A 22,034-nucleotide genomic window follows, 5' to 3' on the forward strand; every position below is an offset into this window, starting at 1 on the left:
GTATCGCGGGCGGATCACACTCAATTTTGCCCGCCAAGAACTTGTTAGCTAGACTTGAACAACGGCGATTTCAGGACGCCGCTCCTGACGACTAGATTGCAACCACGTCGCCACGCGACTCGACTTTGATACGCCAGCCGTTGTCATCGATACCTGCCGCCGGACCGAATGGTACTATCCCGATCATAGACCAGGAGTTCTTCAGCCGACAACTGCGACCTGCGCGTAGCGACGGCGCCTCCGCCCCTGACGACGGATGTACATCGTTAAAGCCTGAAACGATTTGCTTCATGATGGCGGGGACTGCGGCGGTTTGCCCAACCACGATCGCACACATGAGGACGGCGCAAATCACTCCGGCCCCGATCATCAAGCGATGGTATAATCGACGATAGGACTGCTCCAGTTTATCTTCCGATGCACTCATGATTGCCTCCAGATAAGGCACATAGCCTTACTGCGTCCCGCTGGAGGTGGATGTGACGAGCGTCACATCCCGGGATGATTTTGTCTGATTGCCGACGCTCTTTGTCCCGGCCTGGCCGCCCCTTGAACCAAAGATAGCGTATCAGGCTACGCGCGGCTTCGAGGAAGCGCAGCGAATTCTTGGTCGTAGCTGGCGTAGGATTCCTTGAGCGTCGCCAGATTGAGCAGCATCGTCGCGACCAGCGCGTTCGAGCTATTGAAGACTTCGGTGCGCACCCACAGACTCTCGGTGCGTTTGCTGCCGGACATCGCGACGACCTTTCGGTCTATGCGGTAGTCTTCTCCAACAAACAACGGACCTCGTAGCAACCGGATTTCCTGATCGGCGAACAGGCCGACTGCCGGCCCCTTGACCGGCAGACGATCCTTCTTGCTGCCGTGCTGAAATAACACACTGAGCATTTCCATCGGAATGATCGCGCGTCCCCATGGCGAGTTGCCAGCGCTCTCTGGCGCGTAATAGGGCGACGGCTCAGTGATGACCTTAAGCTTCTGTTCAAGCGAGAATGGATAGAGCTCGCCCATGTTCTGATCGAAATCCAACCGGACAATCTGCGGTGCTGTGGTCATGCCGAGCTTGATGTCGCGCAGGATTACGGCATCACTCAGCGGCTTCAGCTCAGTGAGTCGGATATCCAGGGCGGAGGCTGGCGCATCGCCGCCGATTGAGGCACTGCCGCGCAACACTTCGGTGCCATCACGCTTCGCCATCCTGATCGTGCAATAATGCCCGCCATCGATCGGCTTTTCGACAACGGCCTGTACCTCCTCGCCCTCAAAGGCGGCAGCACGATAATGGGCCGAGATGCAGCCCGTCTCGAACCAGTCCTTGCCCCACAGTCGTTCGCAGAGCGGTGCAAACTGGCTGAAATGGGTCGGGCCCTCGATGGTCCCGCCCTTGAAGCCGAGCTTCTGCGCGGTGGCATCGTCATGGATGGATGCGTGAGAGTCGTAAGTCTGCGCATGGAGCATCTGTCGGGGCTGTCGCCACGGACCGATCAGTGCATTTCCGGCGTCCTCAATCACCGTATCGAATGTTTTTGATATCATTGGAACCCCCTCCGGGAATGTGAGCCGTCGGTTCGTTGTGGCTACCAGGTATCGACACAGGGGCGCTTGCGACCCTCGCGTTGCGGCGGCTTCGGCACCGAACGCAGGCCGGCCATCACCCAGCGGCGCGTCTCGGCGGGGTCGATGACATTGTCGATCTCAAACACCGAAGCGATCGAGGTCGCCTTCCCGTTGGCATAGAGCTCGGCGACCTTGTTCTTGTAATAGGTCTCGCGCTCCACCGGATCGGCGATCGCCTCCATTTCCTTGCGGTAGCCGAGCCGGACGTAGCCTTCCAGCCCCATGCCGCCGAATTCGCCGGTCGGCCACGCCGCGGTGAAGAACGAGGCGTGAAAACCGCCGCCGATCATCGACTGGGCACCGAGCCCATAGCCCTTGCGCAGCACGATGCCGAACAACGGCACTGTGATGCTCGCGCCGGTGACAAACATACGCGCGACATGACGCACGATCGCGGTCTTCTCCGCCTCCGGCCCAACCATGAAGCCCGGCGTATCGCAGAGCGACACGATCGGAATGTCGAATGCATCGCAGAGCTGCAAGAAGCGCGCGGCCTTGTCGCCGGCCGCGGCGTCGATGGCGCCGCCGAGATGTTTCGGATTGTTGGCAATCAGGCCGAATGGCTTGCCTTCGATACGAATGAACGCAGTGATCATGCCGACGCCGAAATCGCGCCGGATTTCGAGCACGGAATCCTCATCAGCGATCAGATCGATCACCGCGCGGATGTCATAGACGCGCAACCGGTTCTCCGGAATCGCACGCCGCAGCAGGCGCTGGTCAGGCGCACGCCATTCGGTGACGGCGCCTTGGAAGTAGGACAGATATTTCTGCGCGGCCCATGTCGCTTCCTCTTCGTCCTCGACGAGAATATCGATGACGCCGTTCGGTGACTGGAAAGAGACGGGTCCGACTTCGGCCGGATGATAGACGCCGAGACCCCCGCCTTCGATCATCGCAGGACCCCCCATGCCGATCGAGGCGTTCTTCGTGGCGATGATAACGTCACAACAACCGAGCATCGCAGCATTGCCCGCGAAGCAATAGCCAGACACCACGCCGACCACCGGGACGAGACCCGAGAGTTTCGCGAATTGCACGAAAGACGGCCCGTCGAGACCCGTCATGCCGAGCCGATCGGTATCGCCGGGACGACCACCGCCGCCTTCGGCATAGAACACCAGCGGCATTTTCCACTGCTCGACCAGCGACAGCATGCGGTCGATCTTCTTGTGATTCATATGGCCCTGGGTACCCGCCAGCACGGTGTAATCATAGGAAATCACCATGCAGCGAGCCTCATGCTCGCCGAATTTGGCGGCATTGACCGTGGCCGGACCGGCGACCAGACCATCGGCCGGCGTGTTCTTGATGAGATCATCGACCGCGCGGCGGCGCCGCTGGCCGGCGATGGCGAGGCTGCCATATTCCATGAACGAGCCGTCATCGACCAGTTGTGCAATATTCTCGCGCGCGGTGCGCTGATTGGTCTTGCGCCGGCGCTCGACCGAAGAGGGCCGGTTTTCATCGAGCGTGATCCCCTGGCGAGCGATCAGTTCGGCAAGGTCGGGACGAATGTGGTCGAGATCGATATCGGTTTCTTCCGTGGCGAGGTCGCCGGCCACGTCCTGAGGTTCGATATACAGAATGGGCTCGCCCTGCATCAACGTGACGCCATCGGATGCCGCGATCCGGGTGACGCGACCGCCCTGCTCCGCAGTCACCAGATGCTCCATCTTCATGGATTCGATGATGGCGAGTTGCTGGCCGGGCCTGACAACATCGCCTTCGGCCACCGGAATGGACACGACCGTGCCCTGCAGCGGCGCCGCGACCGGGATCGATCCTTCCGGCGCGGGCTGTACGACGCCGGCGGATGTCCGTGCATCACCGGTTGATCCGCTGGCGGCGAATAGCGGCTTGCCCGCTGTCAGTGTGGCAGCGACCAGATCGGCGACGTTGCGATCGATGAAGCTGGTGCTGATGCGATTGGCCTGGAAATCGGCATTGGCCAGGATCGCCTGCATCAGCGGGATATTGGTGGCGACGCCCTCGATGCGGAATTCGCGTAACGCCCGCGTGCCCTTGGCTATGGCGTCGGACCATTTCGACGACGGCGTGTGGACGATCACCTTGGCCAGCAACGAGTCGAAGGCCGCACTGGTCTTGTAACCGGCATAACCGAACGTATCGACACGCACACCCGGGCCTGACGGTGGCTCGAAAATCGCGAGCGTGCCGCCGGTCGGTTTTGTGGCGCCGGTGGCATCCATGGTTTCCATATTGATGCGGAGCTGCATGGCGAAACCGCGCGGGCTCGGCACCGAGGCCTGATCGAGGCCGAGCGACGCCAGCGTGGCGCCGCCGGCAACGGCGAGCTGCGACCGCACCAGATCGACCGACAGCGCTTCCTCGGTCACGGTGTGCTCGACTTGCAGCCGCGGATTGGCCTCGATAAAGGCGAAGGCGCCATCGCCCTCGCCAACCTCGCCATCGACCAGGAATTCGAACGTACCGAGGCTGTCATACTTCGCCTCCGCCGCAAGATTTTTGGCGGCTTCAACGATGCGGCTGCGCAATTTGTGTGACAGCGACGGACTCGGCGCTACTTCGACCAGCTTCTGATTGCGGCGCTGGATCGTGCATTCACGCTCCCAGAGCTGGCTGATATCGCCGTGACGATCGCCGATGATCTGCACTTCGATATGACGGGCATTGCGAATGAGACGCTCGACATAGACGCCGTCGCTGCCGAAGGCCGCCTTGGCCTCAGACTGACAACGCGCATAGGCGTCGTCGAGATCTGCGGCGCGTTCGACCACGCGCATGCCGCGGCCGCCGCCGCCAGCCATGGCCTTGATCATCACGGCGGCATTGCTCCCGAGCGATGTGAAGAACGCTTTCACCTCATCAAGCGTCGAGGGGCCCGTGGTGCCCGCGATGATCGGCACACCACAGCGCTTGGCGAGTTGCTTGGCCGCAACCTTGTCGCCAAACAGCTGCAATGCCGCGGGTGACGGGCCGACAAAGGTGATGCCCTCTTCGGCGCAGCGGCGGGCCAGATCGGCGTTCTCGCTGAGAAAGCCGTAGCCCGGATGCAGCGCATCGCAGCCGGTGGCTTTCGCTGCACCAATCACACCTTCGATGTCGAGATAAGCACGCGCACCACGGCCGGGGATTTCCGTAGACTCGTCGGCGATCCGTACATGCAGCGACAGCGCGTCATCGGCTGGATATATGGCAACGGTGGCAAGGCCGGCGTCCGCCGCGGCGCGCGCGATACGAATGGCGATCTCGCCGCGATTGGCAATCAGCAACTTGCGAAAGGGCATAAAAACTCTCCTGAACAACAGACGCGATCCGGGGTGGCATCATCCACACCGGAGGCCATGTAACGTTTCGATTTACTGCGGCGCGTTTGCGTCGAGTTCCTGCTTCTTCACCTTGCCGGTGGCAGTCATCGGCAGCGCGTCGATGATGCGGATCTCAGGCACCTTGTAGACGGCCATCCGTTCGGCACACCACGCCTGCAGTTCCGCTGGCGTGATGGTGCCTCTCTCTTCCGGCTTGAGCTGGATGAATGCGACCGGCACTTGCCCCTTGCTGGCATCTTCACGGCCGACCACGCCCGATCCGAGAACCTTCGGATGCTGCCCGAGCAGCGCCTCGATCTCCGGCGGGAATACACTCATGCCCTTGACCTTCAGCATCTCTTTGCGACGACCGAGAAAGTGCAGGAAGCCGTCGGTATCGATGGTGCCGATATCGCCGGTGCGCAGCCAGCCATCGATCAACGACTCCGCTGTTGCTTCCGGCTTATTCCAGTAGCTCTTCAGCAGCGATGGTGTCCGCACGCGGATCTCGCCCTCGCCGCCGAGCGGTACGAGTTCACCTGTCTCGAAATCGGTGATCTTGAACTCGGCACCGGGCACCGGGAGCCCAACGAAGATCGGCTGCGACAGCAGATCGAAATCATCATCCTGGAAACCGGCCGTAAGGGTGTTGGATGTATGGGTTTCGGTCATTCCCCACGACGCTTCGGTCAGGATCGTGCCGGTGAGATCCTTCCAGCGCTTGCGATAGGCCGGATTGAGCTTCTTCACGAAGGATACGACACGCACCTGATTAAGCGACGACAGGTCGAATTCCCCGAACCGCGGATGATCCATCAGCTCGACGGCGCCATCCACCGGCATTGCAGTGACATTGACCTTGTAGTGATCGATTGCCGACAGTGCCCCGATCGCATCCCAGCGCGCCAGCAGGACAAGCGTTGCGCCCGTAAACATCGGGAAGATCAGGCCGAAATTCTCACCGGCAATCCAGAACTCTGGAAAGAACGACAGAAAGACGCTGTTTTCATTGGCAACGACGGAGATGCCGTGATTGGCGGCGGCCGTATAGACCATATCGCGCTGTGTGTGCACGCAGCCCTTCGGCATGCCGGTGGTGCCACCGGTGTAATTCAGCGCAGCGATATCATCGGGTCCGGCGGGCGGAAGCGGCTTTGGCGCGGGCAGCGCAGCCAGTGCCAGTAGCAGATCGGTCGCACCGGAGATGGCAATGCGCGGCGCACTGATCGAGTCAGGGACGGGAATGGTCGGCTTGGCCGGAAGTACATCCGCGAAACTGGTAACGATCACTTCGCGCAGCTTGGACTCGCTCCGCACCTGGTCGACCACTGGCGCCAGCTGATCTAGCGCCACGATGACTTCGGCGTCGGTATCATTCAATTCGTAGGACAATTCGAACGCGCGCGACAGCGGGCTGACGGGGACGTGGATAGCGCCAAGCTTGAGGATGCCGAAGAATACGATATGGAATTGCGGGCAGTTCGGCAGGAACACCGCGACACGGTCACCCTTGCGGACCCCCTTCTCCATCAGCAATGCGGCAAAGCGATCGCTCTGCGCGTCGAGTTCGGCATAGGTAGTGACGTGACCATAAAAGATCACCGCAGGCTTTTCAGGATTACGCTTGGCCCACGCGCGCAAATATTCGGTCAGCGCCACCTCGCCATGCAGATATTGCGGCTTGTTCGGCGTGCCCTTCGGCCAGGCCTTAGCCCACAGCTCGTGCAGCCTGGCGAGATATTCAGTTTCTTTGGCGCTTGCGGTCATCACCGTCTTCCTTTTTCTTGGTCTTGGTCAATTGCGTTTCATGGTCGGATCGAGCGCGACGCGCAGCGATTCACCCAATGTGTTGAAGGCCAGAGCGGTAAACAGGATGGCGAGGCCGGGCGGATACATCTGCTCGGGCGCGATTTCCATGTTCTGATAGGCGCGCGCCAACATCGAACCCCAGCTCGGATCCGGCGGCTGAATGCCGAGGCCGAGAAAGCTGAGACTGGCTTCGGCAAGCAATGCCGCGGCCAGCAACAGCGTGACCTGCACGATAACGGGCTGGATCGCATTCGGCAGCACGTGACGCCACAGGATACGTGGTGTTGATCCGCCAAAGCAACGCGCGGCATCGACATAAAGCTCATTGCGCACCACCAGCGTGCGCGCACGGACGAGGCGCGCAAGCTGCGGCGAAAACACGATGCCAACCGAGATCATGCCGTTCGTAAGGCCGATGCCGAGCGCACCTGTCACGGCGATCGCCAGCACGATGGCCGGGAACGACAGGAAGCTGTCGATAACACGGCTGATCACCGTATCGACCCAGCCGCCAAGATAGCCGGCGAGAATGCCGACCGGCACGCCGATCAGAACGGCGATCGTAACCGCAAGGAAACTCGCATAGAGTGACGCCATACCGCCATAGATCAGGCGGCTGAGCGTATCGCGACCGAGATCGTCAGCACCCAGCCAATGTTGAGTCGACATGGTCGCCAGCGCCGCGTCGAGATCCTGTGCAGCCGGCGCGTATGGCGAGATCCACGGGCCGAGAACCGAGATCGCGAACAATGCGACGAGGAAAGCCAGGCTGAAAGCGCCGCGTAGATCACTGACGAACCAGCGTACAAAACCCGAGAAAGGTCCCGGCCGATGCTCGGGCGCCATCACAGCATCCGTCATGACGAGATCCTCGGATCGAGGACGCTGTAGAGAATGTCCGTGAGCAGATTGAGCGTCACGACGATCAGGACCATGGTGAACACGACGCCCTGCACCACCGGGAAATCGCGGTTCATCGCGCCGTTGACGATCAGGCCGCCCATGCCGGGAATCGCGAACACTGCCTCGACCACGACGGTCGCCGCGAGCAGGCGGTTCGCTAGCAGGCTGACGACGGTGAGCAGGTTAACGCTGACATTCTTCAAGCCGTGACGCCACAGGATGGACGATGGCGGCAAACCCTTGGCGTGCAGCGTGCGAACCTGTTGCGACGACAGTATCTCGACGAGTGACGACCGCAATTGCCGCGCCACCTCGGCAATGCCGCCGGACGCAAGCGCCACCGCCGGCAGGATGGCATGACTGAGCGACGCCCATGGATCTTTCATGAGCGATACTGCACCCGTGGCCGGCAGCCAATTGAGCTGCAGCGAGAAGAACGCCACCAGCAGCATGCCGAGCCAAAAATTCGGCACGGCGACACCGAGCGAGGCGATGGCCATGACGAAGCCGTCGATCCACGAGCCCGGCTTGGTTGCCGCGGCAATGCCCAAGGGGATACCGACCAACATCGCCATGAACAGCGCGAGTGCGACGATCAGCAGCGTATGCGGCAGGCAGCGCTGGATCGAGGTCAGCACCGCTTCGTTGGAGATCAGCGAGCTGGAGAGATCACCATGCGCCGCCTTCCAGAGCCATGAGCCATATTGCAGCAGGAACGGCTGGTTCAGACCATAGAGCTCGCGGATTTCGGCGATCCGCTGCTCCGACGCATTGTCGCCAGCAAGCGTCACCGCAACATCGCCCGGCACCAGCTTGAGCAGGCCGAACACGATGAAGGTCGACAGCACCACTACCGGGATTGTCTGCAGCAGGCGACGACCGATGATGCGGAGACGTCCGGAATTCAACATGCGCAATTCACACCAGTTAAGGGCGCCGCGATGATCGCGGCGCCGGTTGCTGTGTCGGACGGATTAGCCGAGCGAGATATTTTCGAATTTCGGCTTGCCGAGCAGATTGGGCCTGAAGCCCTTCACCTTGGCGGACAGCGCATCGAGTTCGAACTGGAATGCGAGCGGTGCCGACAGGGCGTTCTCCACCGTGAATTTCTGGATCTTGGCGAACACATCGGCGCGCTTGGCGAGGTCTTCGCTGACGCGGCTCTCCTGGATCAACTTCGACAACTCCGGCTCGCCGCTGCGGCCCGCATTGTAATAAGCGCCTTTGTCGAAGCTCAGCCCGTAGGTCATGCTCGGATCTGGACGCCCGGTCCATGCCGAGACAAGAAGGTCGAACTTCTTCTCGGTGGCGAAGAACTGCGCGCTGATTTCGGCAATGGTGCCGCGGGTGAATTTCAGGCGGATGCCAGCCTTGCCGAGCTGATCCTGGATCACCTCGCCACGCCGCACGGAATCCTGATCCATATAGCCGCCTATGGTCAGTTCGAGACCATCCTTGTAGCCGGCCTCGGCGAGCAGCTGCTTCGCTTTCTCTGTATTGTTGGGATACATCCCCGCGACGTTCTTGTTGAACGCCCAGTGCGAGCTCGGCAGCGTCATGCGCGCCGGTTCGCCAAGGCCGTTGAGCGCCGCCTTGACGAAAGCATCGCGGTCGAGCGCGAAGTTGATCGCCTGACGGACCTTGACGTTGTCGAGCGGTGCGCGGCCGTAATTGAAGTAGACCTGAATACAATACAATGTCGGCGAGCTGACGGTTTCCAGATTCTTGGCGCGCTCGATCACCGGCTTCAATCGCGCCGGCAGCTGGAACGCCATATCGTTCTGGCCGGCGACGACCGAACGCAAAGCGGTGGCATTTTCCGGAATGATATTGAATTCGATGCCGTCCAGATAAGGCCGGCCCTGGCGCCAGTACTGATCATGGCGGGTGACGACGATGATCTCGTTGTCATTCCAGCGTACGAATTTCCACGGCCCGGCGCCGACCGGCTTGCGGTCGGTCTCATTGCCGAGCACTTTGATATTGGTCGGCGACACCATCATGCCGGCGCGATCCGACAGGATCGCCGGCAGCGCGGTGTCGGGATTCTTTAGCTTCAGCGTCACCTGCAGCGGACCGGTGACCTCGACCGCATCCACACTGGACAGATCGGGCTTGACGTTGGAGCGCTGGTCGGTGCGGTTGCGCTCGAGGTTGAATTTGACGGCCTCCGCATCCATCGGCGTGCCGTCGTGGAATTTGATGCCGGTGGTGATGTCGAGCACCATGGTCTTCGGATCGGGGAACGCCCATTTCGCCATCCCCGGCTTCGGCTTCAACGTCTCGTAGTCCCACTCCACCAGTGTGTCGTACATGGTCCACAGAATGCTGTGGTCGGAGCCGGCGCCGCCGGTGGCGGGATCGAGCGACGACGGATTGGCCGGCGCGGCGACCTTCAGCACGCCGCCTTTCTTGGCCTCCTGCGCCCAGGCTGGCAGGCCGAGCGCGCCGGTGGCGGCAGCGCCACCCATCAGCGCGAGAATGTCACGACGGCGTAGGGTCCGCTTGCTGAGGTCGATGGTGGTCATTCGAAAATCCTCCCGTTGATTATGATGCGCGTTGCGCTTTTTGATTGTCTGACGGTGGACCGTTCGCCGTGGCGAAATGGCAGGCCACGCGGTGTCCCGGCTTGACGTCGCGCCAGGCTGGCACTTCTTCGGCGCAACGCGGTTGCACCGACGGGCAGCGCGTGCGGAAGCGGCAACCCGATGGCGGCGCCACCGGGCTCGGAATTTCACCTTCGAGAATGATGCGGCGGTCGACCCGCAAATGCGACGGCAACGGCACCGGCTCGGCCGACAACAGCGCACGCGTATAGGGATGCAGTGGCCGCTCGACCACATCCTCGGCCGGACCGAGCTCCATCAGCTTGCCGAGATAGGTGACGGCGATGCGGTCGGAGATGTGCGAGACCACCGAGATGTCATGGGTGATGAACACATAAGTCAGACCGAATTCGCGCTGCAGGTCAGCAAACAGATTGAGCACGTCGCCGCGGATGGAGACGTCGAGCGCCGCCACCACCTCGTCGCAAACGATGACCTTGGGCCGCAACGTCAGCACGCGCGCGATGTTAACGCGCTGCTTCTGGCCGCCGGACAGCTGATGCGGATAGCGATCGGCCGCTTCGGCGGCAAGGCCGACGCGCTCCAGCACCTCGATGCCACGGCGATGGCGCGAGGCATGATCGCCTTCGCCCATGATCTCCAGCGGCTCGACCACGCTGTCGATGATCGTCATGCGCGGATTGAGCGCGGCATTCGGATCCTGGAAGATGATCTGGTAATCGCGGCGATGCTTGCGAAACGCGCTTGCACCGAGGGCAGCTGGATCGGTGCCGTCATGCAGGATCTGACCATGGCTCGGCGGTAGCAGCGACACCAGCGCGCGGCCAAGCGTGGTCTTGCCCGAGCCAGACTCGCCGATAATGCCGAAGGTCTCGCCAGCGCGGACCTCGAAATCCATGCCGTCGATCGCCTTGACTGTGTCGCGGCCATCGCGGGTCGGAAACAGGATCCGCAAGTCACGCACTGCGAGAATCCCGCCGCTGTCCCGCTTGTGGCTCCGCATGCCTGACATCAATTCACCGCTCCCGGCAGCACGAGTTCGGGAGCACGCCAGCAGCGCGCAGTACGACCGCGTTCGATCTCGACCATCGGCTGGCTCTGCTCGCAGCCTGCCACGGCATGCGTGCAACGTGATCGGAAGCGGCAGCCGGCCGGCATCGCATTCGGCGATGGCACACGACCTGGGATCGAGGCCAGCGCACCGCGGCGCGGGCTGAGGCTAGGCAGCGAGCGCAGCAGTCCGGATGTATAGGGATGACGTGGCCGCGTCAGCACGTCATCCACCGGCGCGTCCTCGACGACCTCACCGGCATACATGGTGATCATGCGGGTGCAGGTTTCGGCGACGACGCCAAGATCATGGGTAATGAAGATCAATGCCGTACCGGTGCGCTCGCTCAACGAACGCAAGAGATCGGTGATCTGCGCCTGCACGGTCACATCGAGCGCTGTAGTGGGCTCGTCGGCCACAAGCAGCTGCGGCTTGCAGATCAACGCCATCGCGATCATCACGCGCTGGCGCATGCCGCCCGAGAGTTGATGCGGATATTCGTCGCAGCGCCGCTCCGGCGCGGGGATACCGACTTCACGCAACGCAGCGATGGCGCGCTCGCGCCCCTCCGCGCGACTGACCGGAAAATGGATGCGATAGGCTTCGCTGATCTGATCGCCGACCGTGAAGACAGGATCGAGCGCGCTCATCGGCTCCTGAAAAATCATCGCGATCTCACGGCCGCGCACGGCGCGCATGCGCCGCGGCGACAGCGTGGCCAGATTGGTCCCGTTGAACAGGATATCGCCTTGGATCCGCGCCGATTGCGGCGGCAGCAGGCGCAGCAGCGACAGACCAGTGACGGTCTTGCCACAGCCGCTTTCACCAACCAAGCCAACGCGCTCGCCCGGCGCGATGGTGAAATTTACGTTCCGGGTGATCGGCAATGCGCCGCGCGCCGTCGTGAATGACAGCGAGAGATCGCGCACTTCGAGCAAAGGCGGCTGCGGCGAAACGCCCGCGTCGGGCATTCCAGCAACGCGCGTTGCCGTGGGAGCGGAGATGTCGATCGCACCTGTCATCGCGCTTCGCCAGCAGGAACACGGCCAGTGACGCCGCGCATCATCCACTGCTGCAGGGTTTGCCGGTGCTGCACTTGCACATACGGATGAAAGCCGCAGACGCGTGTCTGTTGGGGTGTTGTCAGTCGGACATGCGCCGACGCGAACAGAGCCGCCATGTTCACCTCCCTTGCCATCCCTGTTCTGCAGATCTTGCACCGGGACGTTCCATCGCAGTCCAGCTTGTGCCGGTATGTATTGAAGCGACAGTAGCCCAATGAAAGGTCATCGACTGTCAATTGTCAACAATTGACTTCTGCGGTAGACAGGACCGTATGACGCGGCAAGCGTGCATCGACAGGAGGCAGCCATGGCAGCGACACTTCGCAAGCCATTCAATGATAACCAGCACGACGTCGAACGCAGATTTGCGCCGCGTACGATCCCCGATCAGGTTGCGGAGGAACTCGGTGCCGAGATCGTCTCCGGCCGCCGCAAAGCAGGCGAGCGCCTTGTCGAACTCGACCTGGCGCGCGATTTTGGCGTCAGCCGTGGCCCTATTCGTGAAGCGATACGCATTCTCGAGCGCCGGCGCCTGGTCGACATCTTTCCGCGGCGCGGCGCCTATATCAGGCCGCTGTCACTCAAATCGGTGGCTGACCTGTTTAATGTCCGCACCGCACTGTCGATGCTGGCAGTGCGCACCATGGCGACCACGCCGGTCGAAAGCTTCATCGACACATTGGCGCGCCGATGCGACGAGTTGAGAGTCGCAGTCGAGATCGATGATCCAATGGCTTTCGCACACACCACAACGCGCGCGGTAAAGACCATTGCGCGCGGCTCGGGCAACGAACTGCTCGTCGAACTGCTCACCGACCTTGCCAATCAAACCGTATGGGAAACCATATGGAAGACGCCGCTGGACTATCAGACCCGCGACATCCGCCGACTCAGCGCCGACCTAATGGCGTCGACATTGAAGGCGATCCGGCAGCGCAAGCCGAACGCTGCTGTCACACATCTCGGTCAGCTTCTGGAAAGTGATCGCGACCGCGCCTTGTCCACCCTATCGCGCATTCGCGGAGAGACATTCGACCTGAGTGCGCTAACACATAGCGATGGGCACGATAATGTGCTGGCGGACATTGCGCCCGCTCCGCGCGGGTGAAATGCGACGGAGCGGCAGGCTCGGACGGTAGCGACTCGCAATTCATCAAGGCAAAAACGTAAGGTGCACACGGGGCGTCAGTAACGCCCCGTGTGCCATGTTCCGCCGCTAGACGAAGCGGAAGTCGTCAGCGGTAAGCGACGCCAGGCTGGTGTTGGCGAGCGTAACTGCATGGTTTTCATCCAGCGTCACCACGATGCTGCTGCCGACCTGGGCGGTGTGAGACATCACATCGGCATAGTCGGAGAACAGATCGCTGGAGAACTGGATGAAGTCCTTGGAAGATCCGCTCGCGGCGAAGTCGGTGATCATATCCTTGCCGAACCCGGCGGCAAACACGAACACGTCGGAGCCAGAACCGCCGGTCAGGATATCGTCGCCGGTTCCACCGCCGATGATGTCGTTGCCGGAGCCGGCATTCACCTTGTCCGCACCCGCACCGGCCACGATGATGTCGTCACCCGAGCCAGCATCGATGATGTCGTTGCCGTCACCGCCATCGACGCTGTCATCGCCGGAGCCGGCCTTCAGCGTATCGTTGCCGATGCCGCCGGACACCACGTCGTCGCCGGAACCGCCGTCCATCGCGTCGTCACCAACGCCGCCGCTGAGCGCATCGTCACCCGCACCGCCATTGATGGTGTCGTTGCCGGCACCGCCATCGAAGGTGTCGTCACCGTTGCCGCCGGTGATTTGATCATTGCCCGCACCGAACAGGATCTCCTCGATGCCGGTGAAATGATCGGTCCCGATCCCGGCACCCGTCACCGTTCCAGCCGCGTAGTTGACCGTCAACGCTCCGGTCGCATCCGACAGGTCGAGCACATCGTAGCCCGCTCCGCCGTCGATCGTGTCGTTGCCTGCACCGCCGCGTAGGATGTCGTCGCCGTCACCGCCGTTCAGAACGTCGTTGCCCGCGCCCCCGATCAACGTGTTGGCACCGCTGGTTCCGATCAGAAGATCGTCATAGCCGGTCCCGATCGCATTCTCGATATTGCTGAAGTGATCGGCGCCGGCGAGATAGCCGGGGTAGTAAGCGAGCCCGGAGGCAAGATCGACCGTCACCTTGAATGTGATCTGGCTGTAGTCGATTGTGTCGGTTCCGTCGCCGCCGTCATAGGTATCCAGCCCGCCGGTGCCGAGGAAAGTATCATTTCCGCTGCCGCCAAACACCAGATCATTGCCGGCAGAACCGGTGATCGCGTCGTCGCCGTTGGTGCCGACCACTAGCTTCCAGGCCCCGTCGACAAAATTGAGCTGCTCGATATTACGCAGCGTGTCGATCCCGTCCGGCGCACCATTGCGCAGGTCGGTGACCTTGACGGAGCCATCACCGTTCAACGCGTAGCCGTGGTTATTGAACGTTCCCGTGTAGAAGACGGTATCGTTCCCTTCGCCACCATCGATGCTGTCATTGCCGCCATCACCATGAATGGTGTCAGCTCCAATGCCGCCGGCGATATCGTCATTGCCGGATCCGCCCTTGATCAGGTCATCGCCGTCATTGCCATAGAGCGTATCGTCGTCAGCCCCGCCATCGACCTGATCGTTGCCTGCACCGGCATAGATGTAGTCGTTGCCGTTTCCGCCGCTGAGGATGTCAGCACCGCCATATGCGTAGTCCATGGCCATCGTATCGCTGCCGTCGCCGCCATCGATCTCGAAGCCACCAGCCGAGGTGGAGAGAGCGACGTCGTCGCCGGTTCCGAGCAGGATCTTGCCGGTCACCGTCGCACCGACATAGAGGTTCACCTGGTCGTTGCCGGCGCCCATGTCGATGGCCGATCCACCGGTCGCGATGATCGAGCCGGAGTTGTTCAGGGTGTCCCTGGCTCCGCCCATCGATATGCCGCCGATGATCCGGCCCGTGCTGTTGTTGCCGACGAAATCCTCATAGTCGCCAACCAGATTGATCGCCTCATTGCCGCGTAGGTCGAAGCGGGCAGCGTCTTCCGCAGAGACGCCTTCCGGACCGTGACCGTCGCCGCGGATCAGGCCATCATTCACGATCGTGGACACACCCAGCGCGTTGCTGTTGCTGGAATTATCCACCTGGATAGCACGACCGTAACCGTAGATCTCGCCAGTAGCACTGTTGACGACGGAGCCTCCTCCGATGGCGATACCCTCGGAGACGTTCGGTTCGCCATCATGGTAGCCCTCGGCGCCGAGGCCGGCGATACGGCCGTAGTTCAGGACCTGCACCAGACCATCGACGTCGATGGCATCGCCATCGGAGTCGGACAGTTCCGCCGAGCGACCTTCCATCGTGCCGTGGTTGGTGATGAAGACCTTCTCGGCTTCAGAACCGCCATTGTCGATGTTCACCGCCGAGCCGTTGCGGCCGATCATCGTGCCTGAATTGACGACGGTCACAGCATTGTCGCCGGTCACGGCATGGCGCGAACCTTCCATCCAGCCGCCGGCATAGTTGTTGACCTTGCCGCCGGTATCGCTCTGGAAGTCGATCAGGTCACCTCCGCCGACGAAGCCAGGATCGGTAGTGATGGTACCCCAGTTGTTAACAATCCCGTCATTGCCGGGGCGGATCACGTCGGTGTCGCTCCCGTACTGGCGGATAATGCCGCCGGCGAGATTGTTAATCACCGCCGAAGCGCCGGCTCCATCGAAGCTGCGGAAGTCGATGACGCGACCGCCCGCTTCCATCACGCCAGCATTGTTGATCGTGATGGTTGCATCAGCGTGTCCCGCCTGTTGTGGGCTCAGCGCACCGCGAAGAATGCCGCCTGCTTCGTTGTTGAAGGTCAACGAGCCCGTCACACCGCTCGTGGTGTTGAGCACGCGGCTCGATCCTTCGATCAGGCCGGCATTGTCGACCACGGCGGCTCCGCCGCCCGACCAGAGGATGGCGGTGCCGGTGATCAGCTTGCCGCCAGCATGGACCGAAAGCAGATCGCCGTTGTTGACAGCCACGTTGCTGATGAGTGTGGCGCCGCCCTCGACTGTAACCGTGGAGTAGTCGCTGCCGGTGACCGACCAGGTACCTTCACTGACCACGAGATTTTCGACGTTGATGACAATGTTGCTGGTGTCGATGACGCCGGTACCGGAACCCACCAGTTTCAGGATGTCATTGCCGTCACCGCCATCGATCAACGCCGGCGCGTAATCGTCGGTCGAGACCACGATAATGTCGTCACCATCGCCGCCGGATGCGCTATCGCCGGCTCCGGCAACGAGCCGGTCGTTGCCAGCACCGCCGTCGAGGGTGTCGTAGCCTTCGCCGCCATCGAGCTCGTCGTCACCGGCGCCGCCGGAGAGCGTGTCGTCACCTTCGCCGCCGGCCAGGACGTCGTTGCCGGCATCGCCGCTGAGAGCGTCGTCACCTTCGCCACCGGTGAGATTGTCGTTCCCGGCACCGCCGAGCAACGTATCATCGCCCTCCCCGCCGTCGAGTTCGTCATTGCCGCCAAGACCCGTCAGTGTGTCGTCGCCGTCGCCGCCCGAGAGCGTATCATTGCCGAGTGCGCCGGTGAGGATGTTGTCATCATCGTCGCCGACCAGCACGATCGGCTGCACGGACAGCACCGTATCCTGCCGGTAATCGAGATTCTGGATTCGTGTGTCATGCGCGCGGTCGGTGTCGAGGACATCGTAGGCCGTTTCGGAATAGTGCGCCGCGAGATATTCGGCGAATGCGTCCTGTTCGGTGCCTTCGGCCGCGAAGTTGGCCACCTGACCAGCATCGGGGACGAGATTCGGAGACAGGTTCACAACATTGGCAAAGGCCGGATTGGCCGCAATGAAGCTCGCGAACGGATAGCCGTCGCCGCCCGTGAGCAGGAAGCTCAGCGTCACGACCCGGATCGCCATGTCGGCGTTGACGACGAGTTCACCGTTCTCGACCAGAACAAGGACGGGATTGCCGTTCTCGTCGATCAGCGCTGCCGACTGGATGCGGTTGCCGGCCGGGCTATCCTTGTCGAAGGAGTAAGCGATACCGCCAACCTGAGCGAACTGACCGGGGGTGGCGCCATTCGCGGTCGCGGCCACCGCATGCTCCAGTACCGTCAGCAACTGTGTTGCCGTCACGGTCACCATGGACAGGGCATTGTTGAAGCGCAGCGAGTTGGCGATGTCGAGCTGCGAGATGTCGCCCTCTTCCTTGCCGACACCGGGATTGGCCGATGGCGGATTTTCCTGGGCGACGCCGCCCACTGCGGAGACGCTGCCGATCGAATCGCGGACACCGCCGCCATTCTTGATCGAGACCATCACCGTCGCATCGGCCTTCTGGGCGTACCAGAGATTGGCGTCGGCCGTGAGGTCGCCCAGATTGGTCTCCTCGGTGCGGACCTCGCCGCGACGGCCTTCCAGATAGACATTGGTGCTGCCGAACAGATTGCCGTCCTGAGCGTCGATCACATTACCGCCCCCCTGGGCGATGTCGTTGACGAGATCCCCCTTGCTGCCTTCGGCGAACGGATTGGCATCCGCCGCATCGATATCGCCGTCACCGTCGACGTCGATGACGTTGTCATAAAGATCGGCGACCTCTTCGTCAGTGGTCGCATAAGCACCGCTGACATTAGGATCGACACTTCCCGCGATAACGTTGCCATTGGCGTCGAAATCGACCACCAGCCGGCCGACATAGGAGTATTCACCGTCAGTATTGACGATCAGCGTGGTGTTGCCGTCGGCATTATGGGTCACGATCGGGTAAGTGCCATCGGCAGTGTCGCCTGGACGCAGCGTATCCTGCGCATCGGCGAGCAGCGTGTTCGATCCGCCCGAGATGATGATGTCGACGCCGTGCAGCAACGGTGCAAGCGCCTGCTCGAACGCGATCTGCTGGAGATGGCTGACCAGGATGATCTTGTTGATACCCTGAGCGATCAGGCTATCGATAGTTGGCTGCAGGATCGCAGCAAGTGCGGCCATGTCGTCAACATCGTCGCCGATCACCTCGACGCCGCCGGTCGAGGAAATGCTTTCGACGATTTGGGTGGTGGCGCCCACCACACCGATCTTTTCGCCGCCCTCCTCGATGATGGTCGCAGGCGCGATCTTCTTGCCGATGCCGGCGGCCGGCGGGAATCCGGAATAGTTGTCAGCGTTCTGGATGAGGCTGGTGTAGAGGCCGGCAAGATTGGGATCGCCTGAGAAATCCAGATTGGCAGATAGGAAGGGGAACTGTGCGCCCGGGAAGCCGGCAGTTTGCCGAATGATTGCTGCGAGCGGATTTGTGCCCGCGTCGAATTCGTGATTTCCGATCGCCGAAGCCTGCACGCCGATGATGTTCAGCATCGAGATGTCAGCACTGCCGAAGCCGGGCGTGATGTTCAGCGTGCCGCTGGCAAGACCGTAATAGGTCTCTAGCGCAGTCTCATAGACTTCCTTCAACGAGGCGTCGCTGCCGGCGCTGAAGAACGGGCTAGGGATGAAGTTGTCGCCCGACGACAGCGTGATCGAATTCGCCTGTGTTTCTTCGAGGTAATCGACGATGGCGGCGAAATTGCCGGCGCGATCGACCGCATCGAGACCGGCCTCGAAATCCGACGCATGCAGGATCTGCAGCCTGTAGGTCGACGGCGTCTGGTTCTGGTTCAGATCGAGACCAACGATGACCGGATCGTGGTCGGAAACGCGGACATTCGTATCGGCATCGAAGATCGCCGGATCGCGCGAAAAGTCCGTGTTGTAGTCGAGGGCATCGGCCTCATCGGCATTGATGTGCCAGGTGGTGACGCCAGTAACCTGCGACGACAGGCTGTCATTCGCGAACGCGTAATCGAGGGTGCCGGTTTGACCGTCGAAGACGTAGGAATAAGCACCGTCCTCCCGGCCATGCAGGTTTTCATAGCCTGCGTTCTCGATGATGCCCGTTGCCTGCTCCTTGGCGTAGCTGTTGAAATCGCCGAGCATCAGCACGTCGCTGTCGCCGGAGCCGGTCGGGTCGCTGTTGGCCCAAGCGGTGAGCGCAGTCGCTGCGAGCTCGCGCTGGTTCTGCCAGTTGCCCTGACCGTCACCCTGGTCAGCATCGAGGCCGGTACCGGTGCCGCTCTTGGATTTGAGGTGGTTGGCGATTGCGGTGAAAGTTTCACCGGTGGCGATCTGCTCGAACGTCACCGCAAGCGCATTGCGGCTGGTATTCGCGCCGTCGAAAACATGCCCGACGGTGCTCTGGCTCAGCAGGCCAGAAAGCCCGAGGCCAGGCAGATCGGCATCGTTGAGGATCGCGACCGTCGTCCCGTCCGCGATTTTCACATCCGCGGTCTTGTAGATGAAGCCGACCGCGATGGCATCGCCACCAACAAACTGCTGACCGGGACTGACCCAGGCATAGGCGCCGGGGCCTGCAGCGGCATTGAGCTGGCCGACCAGATATTCGATCGCATTGCCCGACGAGCCGGGAAGAAAATCGTTCTCCAGCTCAGTCAGCGCCAGCACGTCGGCGTCCATTGCAAGAATGGTATCGACCAGCTTGCTGGTCTGGCGCGATAATTCGACGGCGTCGTTGGCGCCGCGCGGCTCCTGACCGATGGCGGTGCTGGCGCCATTATCCAGCGTCTTGAAGAAATTCAGGACGTTGAAGCTTGCGACCTGGAGCGTACCTCCGACATCGTCGGGTGCAGTAGTCCGCGGCGCGGCGCCGTCTTCAAACGTATTCGTGCCGTTCTCGACGGAGCGGACCCGCCAGGTCGCGCCCGATGCGGCATTGCCAGCCCATTGATAGTCCAGTACGCCGGTCAGTCCGGTGATCGTGTCTCCCATCCGCGGCGCGGTGGCGGTGTTGTAGGTCGGGCCGAAGCCATCGAGATTGCTGATGGCCGCGTTCTGGGCGTTCAGGCCGTCATCATAGGTGATGGTGCGCGAACCAAGTTCGGCAAGATAAGCCTGATAGGCTGCAGCGTCCGGCGCATTCTCCGTGAACTGTGCGGGGCGATCGCCTGCCACCAGCTTGATTTCGTTGAAGCGATCGAGGTTGAACTGCTCGGTGATCACGAGCGTTTCTGGCAGCGTGACCAGCATGCCCTCATAGGCTTCGAGGTTCGGCTGATAGTCGCCGTCCTGGCTCAGCGTGGTGCCGGCACCCGGCAGATCGATCACGGTCGCCATCGTGTTGATATCGGCAACTGCTCCCGCTTCAACCACGGAAATGTTGGTCGCGGTGAGTTCGGTGAGACCGAAATACTCGCTGATCGAACCGGTGACACGGACACGGTCGCCGACGGCCACGTCACCGTTGCCGCCGAATACGAAGATGGCTTCAGAGGTCAGGACATTACCGTCGGAGTCGGTCACCTCTTCCTGAACATAGAAGCCGTTCAGGTTGCGGCTGTTGTCGCCGTCCCCATTCTGGAAATCACCGACGACGATGGCTTCGACAGTGACCGTCTGGCCGACCATTCCGCTGGTGGCGCCCGTACCCTGGATGGCGCTGATCTTGGTGATCGCGACGTCATCATTGACGATGGTGCCGGTGGCTTGCGCGGTGCCGATCGCGGTCGCCACGGCGGTGGAATTGGAAGCGCTCTGAAGCGTCAGCGTGAAATTTTCATTCGGCTCGCTGGTGGTGTCACCGGCGACCATAACGGTCACCGTTGCCGAGCCCTGCCCAGCCGGGATCACGCCGCTAAAGCTGCTCGGCACGCTTCCAACAAAATCCGATGCGTCGGTCTGCGCAGAGGCAATGGTTCCGGAGAATGAGACATCGCCATCGGTGCCACCACTGCGCTCCACGGTGAATTGATAGACCGTCGAGCCGCTATTGCCCTCGTCATGCGAGACCGACACCGTGCCTGCAGAAAAGCCGACAGTCTGACCTACGACCGGGGTGCTGGCATTGCTCGTGACGCGGATATCGTCGATCCCGACCCACTCGTCATTGCCACCGGCATTGGTGGTGAGAATCCGGACCTGCAAGTCCGCGTGACCATTGACTTCGGACGGCAGCAGTAAATTGAAAGGCGTCACTTGAGTTGCGGCATTCGCAGTGGTCACGTCGGCAGCGTAGCCACCCGGCACATTCGTCCAGGACCCGGCGGAACCGACCCGGTACTGCACGGCAATTGGCTGGGACGCATCGTCTGCACTGCCGTCGAGATCGCGCGCATTGAAGGTCAGTCGCACATTATCGCGGCCGCTCGCATCGAGATAAAGCACGAGGCTCGGTGCGTCGGCAGTACCCGAGCCGTTCAGCGCAATGGTCGGATTGGCAACAGCGAATTCCGCAACGCCGCCATTGGTAAGAGAATTCGGGGCAGTCTGATTGGCGATCACATCGACGGCGCCGAGCCCAGCGCCGGTCAATGTCCGCGGATCGGTGCCAGTTGGCGAACCAGCGTTGATGTCACCGAGATAGCCGACGATCGATGGAACGGAAGACCAATTATCATCGGCGTTGATTGCGCCGGCATTGGACCAATCCTGGACGAGATCGCTAACGGCAAGGGCGTGATATGTCGTTGACATGAAATCGGCTTCCATCGTTGAGGCGTGCGTCGAACATCGCTCGCTTCGCAGAATGCGAAGACGCGCGACCGACTGCCTTTGGTTAACGAAAAGTTAATGCGCCGGATGTAGCCACGTCGATTTAACAGCCGCGTGACTGGTTTCTAACGTCGCAGTGAAGCCACGCGCCGACCGCTCTTTTTG

Annotated in this window: 12 protein-coding genes; 1 reads left to right on the forward strand and 11 read right to left on the reverse strand. The window is 61.5% G+C overall.

Annotated features, from left to right (window positions below; all coding sequences use genetic code 11):
- Positions 1-91: 91 nt before the first annotated feature.
- From BLW80_RS26130 to BLW80_RS30530, 10 genes are all read right to left on the reverse strand, one after another.
- Complete coding sequence (locus BLW80_RS26130) at positions 92-427, reverse strand: hypothetical protein (RefSeq protein ID WP_093761018.1); 336 nt, start codon at positions 425-427, stop codon at positions 92-94.
- A 146-nt stretch (positions 428-573) separates the two neighbouring features.
- Positions 574-1,536 (reverse strand): hypothetical protein, encoded by a 963-nt coding sequence (locus BLW80_RS26135; protein WP_093761020.1) that lies wholly within the window; start codon positions 1,534-1,536, stop codon positions 574-576.
- A 41-nt stretch (positions 1,537-1,577) separates the two neighbouring features.
- A complete protein-coding gene (locus BLW80_RS26140) occupies positions 1,578-4,889 on the reverse strand; it encodes a carboxyl transferase domain-containing protein (protein ID WP_093761022.1) in 3,312 nt (1,103 codons plus the stop codon).
- Between the two features lie 72 nt (positions 4,890-4,961).
- On the reverse strand, positions 4,962-6,677 hold the full coding sequence (locus BLW80_RS26145) for an AMP-binding protein (protein ID WP_093761024.1): 1,716 nt from the start codon (positions 6,675-6,677) through the stop codon (positions 4,962-4,964).
- A 27-nt stretch (positions 6,678-6,704) separates the two neighbouring features.
- Positions 6,705-7,580 (reverse strand): ABC transporter permease, encoded by an 876-nt coding sequence (locus BLW80_RS26150; protein ID WP_093761026.1) that lies wholly within the window; start codon positions 7,578-7,580, stop codon positions 6,705-6,707.
- Entirely contained in the window at positions 7,577-8,533 is a 957-nt protein-coding gene (locus tag BLW80_RS26155; protein ID WP_093761028.1) for an ABC transporter permease, read from the reverse strand. The genes BLW80_RS26150 and BLW80_RS26155 overlap by 4 nt, the downstream gene beginning before the upstream one ends.
- Before the next feature lie 63 nt (positions 8,534-8,596).
- A complete protein-coding gene (locus BLW80_RS26160) occupies positions 8,597-10,150 on the reverse strand; it encodes an ABC transporter substrate-binding protein (RefSeq protein ID WP_093761030.1) in 1,554 nt (517 codons plus the stop codon).
- A gap of 19 nt (positions 10,151-10,169) precedes the next feature.
- Positions 10,170-11,192: an ABC transporter ATP-binding protein gene (locus tag BLW80_RS26165; RefSeq protein ID WP_093761201.1), complete on the reverse strand. Its 1,023-nt coding sequence runs from the start codon at positions 11,190-11,192 to the stop codon at positions 10,170-10,172.
- Between the two features lie 8 nt (positions 11,193-11,200).
- Positions 11,201-12,262, reverse strand: coding sequence for an ABC transporter ATP-binding protein (locus BLW80_RS26170; protein WP_170849805.1), 1,062 nt, complete (start codon positions 12,260-12,262; stop codon positions 11,201-11,203).
- Complete coding sequence (locus tag BLW80_RS30530; protein ID WP_170849806.1) at positions 12,259-12,420, reverse strand: hypothetical protein; 162 nt, start codon at positions 12,418-12,420, stop codon at positions 12,259-12,261. Before BLW80_RS30530 ends, BLW80_RS26170 begins: the two co-directional genes overlap by 4 nt.
- Before the next feature lie 191 nt (positions 12,421-12,611).
- On the opposite strand from BLW80_RS30530, the gene BLW80_RS26175 reads away from it, so the two are divergent.
- Positions 12,612-13,412 carry a GntR family transcriptional regulator gene (locus BLW80_RS26175; protein ID WP_093761034.1) on the forward strand — a complete coding sequence of 267 codons (801 nt, stop codon included), beginning with the start codon at positions 12,612-12,614 and terminating at the stop codon, positions 13,410-13,412.
- 108 nt (positions 13,413-13,520) lie between these two features.
- Here BLW80_RS26175 and BLW80_RS26180 read toward each other — a convergent pair whose 3' ends face one another.
- Positions 13,521-21,851, reverse strand: coding sequence for an ExeM/NucH family extracellular endonuclease (locus BLW80_RS26180; RefSeq protein ID WP_093761203.1), 8,331 nt, complete (start codon positions 21,849-21,851; stop codon positions 13,521-13,523).
- Positions 21,852-22,034 lie beyond the last annotated feature (183 nt).

This window comes from Tardiphaga sp. OK245 (assembly GCF_900108575.1).
Lineage (GTDB): Bacteria > Pseudomonadota > Alphaproteobacteria > Rhizobiales > Xanthobacteraceae > Tardiphaga > Tardiphaga robiniae.

Bases quoted from the DNA above. Each gene is read 5' to 3' on its own strand.
- BLW80_RS26130 (WP_093761018.1), bottom strand. From the start codon at position 427: ATGAGTGCATCGGAAGATAAACTGGAGCAGTCCTATCGTCGATTATAC.
- BLW80_RS26135 (WP_093761020.1), bottom strand. From the start codon at position 1,536: ATGATATCAAAAACATTCGATACGGTGATTGAGGACGCCGGAAATGCA.
- BLW80_RS26140 (WP_093761022.1), bottom strand. From the start codon at position 4,889: ATGCCCTTTCGCAAGTTGCTGATTGCCAATCGCGGCGAGATCGCCATT.
- BLW80_RS26145 (WP_093761024.1), bottom strand. From the start codon at position 6,677: ATGACCGCAAGCGCCAAAGAAACTGAATATCTCGCCAGGCTGCACGAG.
- BLW80_RS26150 (WP_093761026.1), bottom strand. From the start codon at position 7,580: ATGACGGATGCTGTGATGGCGCCCGAGCATCGGCCGGGACCTTTCTCG.
- BLW80_RS26155 (WP_093761028.1), bottom strand. From the start codon at position 8,533: ATGTTGAATTCCGGACGTCTCCGCATCATCGGTCGTCGCCTGCTGCAG.
- BLW80_RS26160 (WP_093761030.1), bottom strand. From the start codon at position 10,150: ATGACCACCATCGACCTCAGCAAGCGGACCCTACGCCGTCGTGACATT.
- BLW80_RS26165 (WP_093761201.1), bottom strand. From the start codon at position 11,192: ATGCGGAGCCACAAGCGGGACAGCGGCGGGATTCTCGCAGTGCGTGAC.
- BLW80_RS26170 (WP_170849805.1), bottom strand. From the start codon at position 12,262: ATGACAGGTGCGATCGACATCTCCGCTCCCACGGCAACGCGCGTTGCT.
- BLW80_RS30530 (WP_170849806.1), bottom strand. From the start codon at position 12,420: ATGGCGGCTCTGTTCGCGTCGGCGCATGTCCGACTGACAACACCCCAA.
- BLW80_RS26175 (WP_093761034.1), top strand. From the start codon at position 12,612: ATGGCAGCGACACTTCGCAAGCCATTCAATGATAACCAGCACGACGTC.
- BLW80_RS26180 (WP_093761203.1), bottom strand. From the start codon at position 21,851: ATGTCAACGACATATCACGCCCTTGCCGTTAGCGATCTCGTCCAGGAT.